General features: G+C 55.4%; 10 protein-coding genes. 7 read left to right on the top strand and 3 right to left on the bottom strand.

Features of this window, described 5'->3' with window-relative positions; translation table 11 throughout:
• Window positions 1–438 precede the first annotated feature (438 nt).
• On the top strand, window positions 439–1,614 hold the full coding sequence (locus HMPREF2981_RS05435) for an ATP-binding protein (protein ID WP_070554825.1): 1,176 nt from the start codon (window positions 439–441) through the stop codon (window positions 1,612–1,614).
• Window positions 1,615–1,741: 127 nt separating this feature from the next.
• Here the strand turns inward: HMPREF2981_RS05435 and pdxT are convergent, their stop codons facing one another.
• Together pdxT and pdxS are read right to left on the bottom strand one after the other, a co-directional pair.
• Window positions 1,742–2,368, bottom strand: coding sequence for a pyridoxal 5'-phosphate synthase glutaminase subunit PdxT (pdxT, locus tag HMPREF2981_RS05430; RefSeq protein ID WP_070661451.1), 627 nt, complete (start codon window positions 2,366–2,368; stop codon window positions 1,742–1,744).
• 215 nt (window positions 2,369–2,583) lie between these two features.
• Entirely contained in the window at window positions 2,584–3,495 is a 912-nt protein-coding gene (pdxS, locus tag HMPREF2981_RS05425) for a pyridoxal 5'-phosphate synthase lyase subunit PdxS (RefSeq protein ID WP_070535662.1), read from the bottom strand.
• A gap of 366 nt (window positions 3,496–3,861) precedes the next feature.
• Between pdxS and HMPREF2981_RS05420 the strand changes: the two genes are divergently transcribed.
• The 3 genes from HMPREF2981_RS05420 (at window position 3,862) to HMPREF2981_RS05410 (ending at window position 6,709) form a co-directional block, all read left to right on the top strand.
• Window positions 3,862–5,502 carry a Na+/H+ antiporter gene (locus tag HMPREF2981_RS05420; protein ID WP_070661448.1) on the top strand — a complete coding sequence of 547 codons (1,641 nt, stop codon included), beginning with the start codon at window positions 3,862–3,864 and terminating at the stop codon, window positions 5,500–5,502.
• 82 nt (window positions 5,503–5,584) lie between these two features.
• A complete protein-coding gene (locus tag HMPREF2981_RS05415; protein ID WP_048754621.1) occupies window positions 5,585–6,226 on the top strand; it encodes a hypothetical protein in 642 nt (213 codons plus the stop codon).
• A 78-nt stretch (window positions 6,227–6,304) separates the two neighbouring features.
• On the top strand, window positions 6,305–6,709 hold the full coding sequence (locus tag HMPREF2981_RS05410) for a hypothetical protein (RefSeq protein WP_048752420.1): 405 nt from the start codon (window positions 6,305–6,307) through the stop codon (window positions 6,707–6,709).
• A 181-nt stretch (window positions 6,710–6,890) separates the two neighbouring features.
• Here HMPREF2981_RS05410 and HMPREF2981_RS05405 read toward each other — a convergent pair whose 3' ends face one another.
• Window positions 6,891–7,772, bottom strand: a complete 882-nt coding sequence (locus tag HMPREF2981_RS05405; RefSeq protein WP_070661446.1) for an EamA family transporter — start codon at window positions 7,770–7,772, stop codon at window positions 6,891–6,893.
• A gap of 103 nt (window positions 7,773–7,875) precedes the next feature.
• Between HMPREF2981_RS05405 and HMPREF2981_RS05400 the strand changes: the two genes are divergently transcribed.
• The 3 genes from HMPREF2981_RS05400 to HMPREF2981_RS05390 all read left to right on the top strand — a co-directional run bounded on the left by HMPREF2981_RS05400 (window position 7,876) and on the right by HMPREF2981_RS05390 (window position 9,389).
• On the top strand, window positions 7,876–8,403 hold the full coding sequence (locus tag HMPREF2981_RS05400) for a MarR family winged helix-turn-helix transcriptional regulator (protein WP_070661442.1): 528 nt from the start codon (window positions 7,876–7,878) through the stop codon (window positions 8,401–8,403).
• Between the two features lie 138 nt (window positions 8,404–8,541).
• The gene (locus HMPREF2981_RS05395; RefSeq protein WP_070661439.1) at window positions 8,542–8,958 is read left to right on the top strand and encodes an SRPBCC family protein; all 417 of its coding nucleotides are present in this window, start codon (window positions 8,542–8,544) and stop codon (window positions 8,956–8,958) included.
• Window positions 8,955–9,389: a MarR family winged helix-turn-helix transcriptional regulator gene (locus HMPREF2981_RS05390; RefSeq protein WP_070661436.1), complete on the top strand. Its 435-nt coding sequence runs from the start codon at window positions 8,955–8,957 to the stop codon at window positions 9,387–9,389. The genes HMPREF2981_RS05395 and HMPREF2981_RS05390 overlap by 4 nt, the downstream gene beginning before the upstream one ends.
• Window positions 9,390–9,608: the final 219 nt, after the last annotated feature.

Genomic DNA, 9,608 nt, shown 5'->3' with positions numbered 1-9,608 from the left:
TGATTGATGGATCGGCTCAAGCCGTTTCACATATCGTAGGCGTTATCTCAACCTGTATTAGGAACCTGAGGTAACGACCCTGCTCACTGGAGGGGCTTGGTAGCGGGAACTACTGAGCCCTTCCGTTCATGAGCGTTTGCATCATGAAATATGCTTTTAGTCTAGCACACCGCCTACTGGCTGCCGAGGGCTGTTCTTCCGCAAGAGAATCTTAGATACAGCCCTTTGCCTGGAAAGCACAATAGCTTCTGCAACCGTCTCAGAAAATAAGGCCGCGCGGTAGGTTATCCCAACGTATCCCCAGAAATCCCTTAAAAGGGATAACTAGCTTTGTCGCTTATCTCAACTTATCGGGACTTATCTTAAAAATCCCGATAACCCCCGATAGGTTCCGATAACTTCCTGTAGACTAAAAATCTAAGGAGGCTTTCGCAGACCATGACTCTCAACCCATTCCGCCCGGGCGCCGGGCATACTCCGCCCGAATTTGCGGGCAGGCAAGAACCGCTTAATACGTTTACTAACATCCTGCGTCGTACTGAGATAGGAGCCATTAGCCGTGGCATGATGCTTTACGGGCTGCGGGGGATGGGCAAAACCGTGCTTTTGCGCCGTCTGCAGGAAGACGCAAAACGTGCCGGATGGGTAACGATCTCTCTAGAAAGCGGAATGGGGAAGAATGCATATACTCAAGTTCGCACCCGCCTGGGTAAAGAACTTGCCCTAGCTGTTCGAGGCTACCAACAGCAAAGTCACTGGAAGAAACTCTTATCGAATATTGCTTCTCTATCAGCGACGCTTGGTTTTGCCGGAGCCTCCGTCGTGCTTAAAGCTGATACGCACCACTCCGATACAACGGGTCTTCTAGACTTTGATCTTCCAGAGACACTACTTTCTATGGCTCGGGAGCTCAAAGACCAAACACCTAGTAATGGTGTGGGTATTTTCATTGATGAGATTCAAGATCTTGATAACGAGATGCTCGATATTCTGCTGACAACCCAACATGAAGCCGGGCAAAAAGAGCTTCCATTCTATATTTTTGGAGCTGGACTGCCTTCAGTTCCCACGAAACTGGGCGAGATTAAGACTTACGCCGAAAGGCTCTTTAGCTACCATCCTTTAGAGCGTCTCAATGATGATCAGACCAGGCTGGCTTATGCTGATCCTATTGCTAAAAATGGCGGTAGTATCACGCAGGATGCGCTTGCAGAACTTGTGGACCAATCTCACGGATACCCTTATTTCATTCAGCAGTTTGGGCGGGATGCCTGGGACTGTGCCAGCGCGGGCAATATCACTCAGGATGATGTTCGTGTGGGCGTTACTTTGGGCTGGGAAGAACTAAACCGCGGGTTCTATATGACGCGGTGGAACAGGGCAACAGAATCTGAGAAACACTACTTGGTGGCGGTTGCCGATCTTATGTCTGAGGAAGAAGGGGACTCTGTGCCGGTCTCAGAGGTATCCAGCCGGATGAAATCTATTACAACGTCTTTGAGTGCCCGCCGCGCATCCTTAATTGAGAAAGGTGTACTGTACAGCCCTGCATATGGTCGGATCGCTTTTACGGTGCCGGGGATGGATCGGTTCATTAAGCGGTCGGCACAGTAGCTGCACGAAGTTATCTCAACCTATCGGGACTTATCTTAAAAATCCCGATAACCCCCGATAAGTCTCGATAACTTTTGTTCTCCCACATGAAGGCTCTTTTTATACCAGGGGAGAGGCAGGAGGGAGCCTACCGAATCAGCGAGAGCAGCTCCTCGTGCACGGTGGTATCGCCCGTGACTTCCGGGTGGAAAGAAATGCCGATAATGTTCCCGGCACGCACGCCCACAATCTTGTCCTCATGATGCGCCACCACCTGCACGCCTTCACCGGCGTGGGTCACAATCGGCGCGCGAATAAACGCCGTATCGATCACGACTTCCTCACCCGAGGGTGTAAGCCACGGCAGATGAACCTGCGCCGAATCGACCTGCGAGCCGAAGGCGTTACGCCCAACCGAAACATCCAACACACCGAGCGACTGCTGCCCCGGAGCTGGATCGTCAATCACAGTCGAGAGCATAATCAGCCCGGCACAGGTTCCCAGGGTTGGCAGACCCCCCGAAATAGCCTCAATCAACGGCTGGCGCAGACCAAAAATCCGGGTCAGCCTGTCAATCGTGGAAGATTCGCCGCCGGGCAGAACCAGCGCATCCAGGTTCGCCAGCTGTTCGGCACTTTTGACGAGCACCACCTGCGCTCCCAGGGATTCGAGCATGCGCGCGTGTTCGGCAACGCCGCCCTGCAGTGCCAAAACACCCACGGTTTTGCCTGCACCGGGCAGGGCAGCCGGGGGAAGAATCTCAGTCTCGCTCATGAGCCTATCTTTCTGCAACACGAGGTTGCGCACATTGTAGAACGTTGAGCTTCGGGTTTGAAAGAGCCAAACTCACCCGAGCGGATAACGTATCTGAACAGAGTCGGGGGCGAAGCCCGCACCGAGCTTCACCCCCTGCACGCCTTGACCGGGCGCCCTCACCTGAACCGAATATATCGATCGGCGAGCGCGCATCCGCCACGTGGCGGCACGTACTACCAGCCGCGCTCCGCCAGACGATGCGGCGCGGGCAGATCGGCAACGTTGATGCCGACCATGGCCTCGCCCAAACCGCGTGATGCATCCGCCAGCTTTTCGGGGTCGTTGTAGAACGCGGTTGCCTTCACGATGGCCTTGGCACGTGCCTCGGGGTTGCCGGATTTGAAGATGCCGGAGCCGACGAATACGCCGTCCGCGCCCAGTTGCATCATCATGGCTGCGTCGGCGGGGGTTGCCACGCCACCGGCGGTAAACATGACCACGGGCAGCTTACCGGTCTTCGCAACTTCGAGCACCAGATCGTAGGGGGCGGCAAGTTCTTTCGCCTTCACGTACAGCTCATCGGGCATGGTGCTGTACAGGCCCTGCAGCTCGGCGATCTGGCGCTTAATGGTGCGGATATGCTTGGTCGCCTCCGAGACGTCACCGGTGCCGGCCTCACCCTTCGAGCGGATCATAGCGGCACCCTCGGCGATACGGCGCAGTGCCTCACCCAGGTTGGTGGCGCCGCATACGAACGGCACCGTGAACTGGTGCTTGTCAATGTGGTTCACGTAATCGGCGGGGGAGAGTACCTCTGACTCGTCGATGTAATCCACCTTGAGGCTTTCAAGAATCTGCGCCTCAACAAAATGCCCGATGCGCGCCTTCGCCATCACGGGAATCGAGACGGCGTTAATGATGCCCTCAATCATGTCGGGGTCGGACATGCGGGCCACGCCGCCCTGCGCACGAATATCGGCGGGTACGCGCTCAAGCGCCATGACGGCGACGGCGCCAGCATCTTCGGCGATCTTGGCCTGTTCGGGGGTGACGACGTCCATGATGACGCCGCCCTTGAGCATGTCGGCAAGCCCGCGCTTCACGAGCGGGGAGCCGGTTACTGGGGAATTAGTCTGTTCAGTCATGCCCCCATTTTCTCACGTTCGATGCATGGACGCTCACTTTGCAACGGAATTTCTGCGGATGCGCGCGCATCTTTGTGTCTGCATGACACGAATCGTCATATTTCGTGAGGTTTGCGGCGCTATAAAGCCTCGTAAGCCGACTCCTATAGAACAGATAACTAGACCGCTCGGTGTGCACCCTGCACAGGGCATCTCACATGCGCGCGTCTTTTGCACCTAAAAGTACAGCACCGCGAAGAGAGTGCCGTTCAGCATAAAGCCCCGTATTTTTACCCGTGATATGTTGGAATATGCGCGCCTTCACAGGTGTTATACTGGCGCTGTTTATTTTTCTTCAACCTCCAACACACATCAAGGAACATCACCGTGCTTGAAGTCATTATTGCCCTATCGCTGGCAATTCTTCTGGGTAATATCCTTGCCCATAAAATACGAATAACCCCCGCCATTATGCTCATTTTCATGGGGCTTGTGCTGGCGCTCATCCCCGTTCACGCCATGCACGAGGTGCGCGAGGCCGGGCTGCCCCCGCACGTGATTCTCGAAATCTTCCTGCCCGTGATGCTGTTCTGGGAGACCCGAAACACCTCCTGGCGTGAGGTGCGCGCCCGTCTGCGCGGCATTCTGCTCTCGGGCACGGTGCTCGTAATTTTCACGGCGTTCGTTATCGCCTGGGTGCTTCACACATTTATGGGCGTCTACCTGTGGCATGTGGCGCTGATTATCGGCGTGGCGCTCGCCCCCACCGATGCCGTGGCCGTGGCAACGCTCAACGGCAAACTCCCCAAATCTTCCATCACCACCCTTAAAGCGGAAGCACTCATTAACGACGGCACCACCCTAGTTCTTTTCGCACTCGCCCTGCAGCTTGCGGGTGGTCATGAACTGGCCCTGGGGACCGCATCCGGAATGTTCTTCTTCTCGTTCCTGATCGGAAGTCTCGTTGGCCTGGCCGTCGGATGGGGTGCGAATAAGCTGCGTGCGCACATCGGCAACCCCATGAACTTCAGCGTGTTCATGTTTACCGTGCCGTTTATTGCTTTCTTCCTGGCTGAAGAGATCGAGCCTTTTGAGGGCATGAAAGGTTCCGGAGTGGTGGCTGTGGTGGTCGCCGCTTTCTACCTGACCTATCGCGGACCGGATACCATCAAACCCCAAAACCGTTTCTACGGTCTGCCCATCTGGTCGTTTGTCTCCTATGTCATGAACGGTGCGCTCTTCGTGCTCGTGGGTGTTCAGCTGCCCAGCGCCACTGCGCCTGTGGATGATGTTCTTCGTGAATACAACTATGCGTGGGCTTTGACGTTCGCCGTGATTGTGGTGGCATGGCTTGTTTCCATTGCGGCGCGTTTTATTTTCCTGCACGTCTCGATCGGTATTATTCGTGCCCTTGACCGTTCAGAAAAGCAGAAGCAGCTGCGCACAACTTTCCGTGGCCGTGTAGTGAGTACCTTTGCGGGACTGCGCGGCGGTGTTTCCCTCGCGGTGGCTCTCTCCGTGCCGACTGATGTTCCCGCGCGTGACTTTATTATCTTTATTGTTGCGGGCGTGGTTCTGCTGTCGATGGTGGTTCAGGGGATGCTCCTGCCGCTCGTTATTAGGTGGGCGAAAATTCCGGTTGATACCACCGAAGAAGATGAGATCAATGAAGCAGTGCGCACGATAATTGCCGAGTCCTTCGACTCTGTGGCTGAGATTGGCCAGGAAATTGGTGCACCACAGTGGATTATCGACCGCATTGCCGATGAACAGATGTACAACGCGAGTATGTACCGCAACCTGCACGCCGTTCGTAAACACGGTGCGAACGCGCCGGAAGAAGCCCGCCGCATTATTGAAGCGAGCGACCTTGAGAAAGAGCTGCGTCTGCGGCATTTGGAGAAGCAACGCAGCGTGCTCAAGCGCCTGCGTAATGAGCGCACAATCGACACGAATGTGCTCCACGCGATTCAGGAAATCCTGGATATTGAGGAGGCTCGCGTGCTCGGCCCGGTTGAGCTGGAGTAGCCCCGAACGGCTCCAGAAGTGCTAAACCCCGGGTGTATTCTATATTCCGTATATGGAATATTAAGGATGCTCCCGGGGGTTTATGCGGAATTTTAGGGTGCTGCACGGTATTCTGGTACACGTGAGCACGAAACCCTCGGCATCGACCCCGCCCCCGAGCGGAAAAGTTCCGCGCGCTGTTGGTACCGCGCAAGGGCGCGCATCGTTAATGCTGCACGCGCTGATATACCTTATCTTTGGGATTATCACCGTTTTTGTGCAGACCCCTGATAATGTCTTCACCAAAATACTTTTGGGCCTCTGGATGCTCGCACTCGGCACCTCACACGCGCTCACGGCCCGCAGGATGCACTACGGACCCGCGACAAGCGCATCGCTCAGTTCGGCGGCGCTCGTGCAGGCGGCATCCGGGGCTTTGCTCGTGATAATACCGGATACCCTTGCTCTTATTATTCTGGTGGTATGCGCCGGTTCGGGCCTGCCGGGACTGATTAAGCTGCTCTTGGGGATGCGCTACCGTAGTGCGGTGGCTGTGTGGCGCGACTGGGTGCTGGAAGGGGGCGTGCTTCTTGCAATTGCTTTGATTCTGCCGTTTGTGGGGGAGATCGGGGCGAAAGCGACCCTGGGAGTTCCCGGCGGCGGGGCGCTGATTATCGGCGTTTTTCTGCTGGTGGGTTCTCTGGGACCGAGCGAGAAAGCGGGCGCTGACCGAACAAAACCCTAGTTCACAATCGCCCAGGTTTTAGAGGTGTACTGCAACGGCGCGTACACTGGTTAGACACACACACAAGAGGAGGAACGAGTGGCTGAAGAACGCCCCCGCGGATTTAAAGCGCAGGTGAAAGGTCCCCTGCTGGTTGCCGCTGCTCTGGCTGTAGCGGCTTTCTTCGCCGTATTTATTTTTGCAACCGGCGGCACCCGCAACCACCCCAACCTTGTGTTGGCCTTAGGTGTGGCGGGCGCGGTTTTTGTGGTCACCCTCGTAGTGTGTGCAACCCTGATCTTAGCGGAACGCCCGAACGACCCTTCACTGGGGCAGGGTACGGGTATCAATAAATCCTCGGCAAAGCTTTACGAGCAGGCGAAGGCCAAGCGTGAGGCGGCGGAGCGTGAAAAAGCCCGTGCTGAGAGGAATTCACAGACGGCTGGAACCAAAGAGACAACAGCTGGGAATAACGCTGAGCCCCCTAAGACGACTGACAGCTAATCGGCGCGCTGGGGCGGTATGCTAAGCTGGTTCTATCTTTATGAGTTATACGCCTTATGGCGAGAGGAGCTGGTAGCGCTAACTGCCAACTCCTCTCTGCGGGTAGAACAATTACCTTAGGCTCTTGGTGCTTTATGCGCATCAAGAGCCTTTTTATGTCGTGTGTGGGGCCGCAAGAAAACTATTTTGTGTGGGAAAGAGTCGCTTTTCGAGCGCCCATCATCGCGCGCTGTACCCCCACTATTGAGGTCAGTACCAGCACGAAGCCAAGCATCGAAAGCGGCGTCATGCTTTGCCCCAAGAAAATCCAGCCAAGGATAAAGGCGGTGACTGGGCTGAGCGGTCCCAGGGATGCAATGACCGCGGGTGGTAGCTTCGAGAGCCCATGAAAATACACGCAGTAGGCGAGCGCTGTGCCCACCAGGCAGAGGAAGGCGTATCCGCCGATATTTGCGGCGGTGAGCGGTGGCAGCGGTTCCTCGGTCAGTAGGGCAATGGGCAGCAGGAATATTCCGCCCACGAGCAGCTGCCATCCTGTCATGGCGAGAGTCGAGAGAGACGATGTTCCTGAGGCGGTGAAGAAAATACCGCACGCCATGGCGACAGCCCCGGTGAGCGCCGCAAGAATGCCGATCACATCGAAGGTGGTGCTGGGGGATGCGACCAGCAGAATAATACCGATAATGCCCATAAGTGCGGCAAGCCACGCCGATGCGGGAGTCGCTTTCTTGGCAACCGTTCGGGTGAGGACGAGGACGAAAATAGTTTGTGTTGAGCTGAGAATCGCCGCCAGTCCGCCGGGCAGGCGGTATGCAGAGACGAACAGCATCGCCTGGAATAGACCGATATTGAGGATGCCGAGAAGAATAATCCGGCCCAACTCGTTCTTGCGCGGGAACTCTCGGGTGATGAGCAATAGCAGCAACCCTGCTGGCAGCACACGGATCAGCGCGGCAGTGAAGGGACGGTTGGGCGGCAGAAACTCGGAGGTGATGAGGTAGGTTGATCCCCAAACCATGGGGACGAACGCCGTGATGATCAGCAAAGGCAGACGGTTTTTCATAGTTCTTCGCAGTCGGATAGATGCCTTGAGTTCAAGATAAATCCTAATCGCTTTTTGTCTTGAAAGCAAGATAAAATAGTAGTGAGTCGATTTTAGGAGGAATATGTCGAGCGCCCGTTCCCGCAGTATCCACCCCGATGCCGTGGATATTATTATCGATCAGTGGAAACGTGAACTCCCCGAGTTGGCTTCTGAACATATGGCTCTGATCGGGCGTCTTAAGCGATGCTGCATTCTGCTCGCGCCGCGTCTTGACGAGGTTTTTGCTGCCTATGATCTCAGTAATGGCGCCTTTGACGTGCTGGCGACGTTACGCCGCGCGGGTGCGCCCTATATTCTGACCCCGACCGAGCTTTTTGCATCGCTCATGGTTACTTCAGGCACTATGACAACCCGCTTGCAGAAGGTGCAGAAGCGCGGGCTCATTGAGCGCATCCCTAACCCGGATGATGCCCGCAGTATGCTCGTGAAGCTGACGGGCGCTGGGTGTGAATTGGTGGAAAAAGTCGTCTTCGAACACGTGGACAATGAGCGGCGTATTCTGGAAAAGCTGCCCGCTGAGACGCGCCGCCAGCTGGATGCGGGGCTCGCCGAACTGATGCGGGTGCTGGAGGATGCGAAGAAGGATTAGGGTAGTGGCGCGTTAGGTTACCGTGCTTCATGGTTCCTCTGAGAGGCGCTTTTTGATATATTAATAAATGCATTGATAATCAATGTATTTACTAATCTGCGTAACGGGACATAATACTCTCGTAGAAGGGAATACACGATGTGGAGCACCCAGCATTCTCAGATTACTGATGTCAGCATACCTGCTTTGTGGCGCACCTTTATTGCGGTGCACAGCGGCGAACTTACCCTGCCCGGAGGCGACCATTTTGAACCTGAACGGGAACTCGCAGTGGGTACACGTATCGCAATGACTCCTGCCGGTCAGGAACAGGTCATTTCAACGGTCACCGAGTTCGTGCCTGAAAAGCGCTACGCCGACGAGACCCCATTTAACGGTCTAATCCTGACATTCCGTCACGAGTTTGAGCCTATTAAGGAAGGCACACGCATTACTCACACCCTAGAAATCACAGGGGATGAGGCAGATACCATAGGTGCACACATAGGGCCTGGTATAAGCTCTGATTTTCCCGCCCAGATGAGCGAGCTTATTAAGGCGGCACGTGCATCATGAGTGTTAGCAGGTTTGCTAACCCTGGTGCCGACAGCCCGGGGTTTGTGTTGTGGAAACTAACCCAGCGATGGCAGCGAGCGGTAGCTGATGCCCTGGAACCGCTGGGCGTTACGCAGACTCAGTTCGTGATTCTCGCCTGCGCCTACTGGCTAACTCAAAAGACCGAATCTGTACAACAGATCGATATTGCTAAAGCTGCTGGCATGGATGCACAAATGGTCTCTGACGTGCTGCGGCGCCTAGAGAAAAGCGAGCTTGTGCAGCGTGTTTTAAGCCCTACAGACGGGCGGTCAAAGAATGTTCTCCTCACGGACGCGGGGCAGGATATTGCGATTCGGGCGATTCCCGCTGTAGAACAGGTAGATGCGCAATTCTTCGGTATAATGCGCTCGACAACTCTGGCGGACCTGCGGGCGGCACTTGAGAGGTGAATGGGTGGGCATTTCTCTCCGGGAGGCGAGCGCCTTCACGGTCTTTTGGCGGTGTGCTAAGCTGGAACCATATTTCATAGGATACACTCATGGCGGAGGAGCCCAGTAAGTTGGAATTACTAAGCTCCTCCTTGTGAGCAGGTTGTTACCTCAGGCTCTTAAGCCAAGCTGAGATAAAGCCTACAATATGTGAAACGGCTTGAGCCGATCCATCAATCA

Source organism: Rothia sp. HMSC069C01, from assembly GCF_001814655.1.
Classification (GTDB): Bacteria; Actinomycetota; Actinomycetes; order Actinomycetales; family Micrococcaceae; genus Rothia; species Rothia dentocariosa.
This window is presented reverse-complemented; position numbering and strand designations above follow the sequence as displayed.

Excerpts from the sequence above, each read along its gene's own strand:
- pdxS (WP_070535662.1), bottom strand. The coding sequence starts at position 3,495 with ATGACTGAACAGACTAATTCCCCAGTAACCGGCTCCCCGCTCGTGAAG.
- pdxT (WP_070661451.1), bottom strand. The coding sequence starts at position 2,368 with ATGAGCGAGACTGAGATTCTTCCCCCGGCTGCCCTGCCCGGTGCAGGC.
- HMPREF2981_RS05435 (WP_070554825.1), top strand. The coding sequence starts at position 439 with ATGACTCTCAACCCATTCCGCCCGGGCGCCGGGCATACTCCGCCCGAA.
- HMPREF2981_RS05390 (WP_070661436.1), top strand. The coding sequence starts at position 8,955 with ATGAGTGTTAGCAGGTTTGCTAACCCTGGTGCCGACAGCCCGGGGTTT.
- HMPREF2981_RS05405 (WP_070661446.1), bottom strand. The coding sequence starts at position 7,772 with ATGAAAAACCGTCTGCCTTTGCTGATCATCACGGCGTTCGTCCCCATG.
- HMPREF2981_RS05400 (WP_070661442.1), top strand. The coding sequence starts at position 7,876 with ATGTCGAGCGCCCGTTCCCGCAGTATCCACCCCGATGCCGTGGATATT.
- HMPREF2981_RS05395 (WP_070661439.1), top strand. The coding sequence starts at position 8,542 with ATGTGGAGCACCCAGCATTCTCAGATTACTGATGTCAGCATACCTGCT.
- HMPREF2981_RS05415 (WP_048754621.1), top strand. The coding sequence starts at position 5,585 with ATGCGGAATTTTAGGGTGCTGCACGGTATTCTGGTACACGTGAGCACG.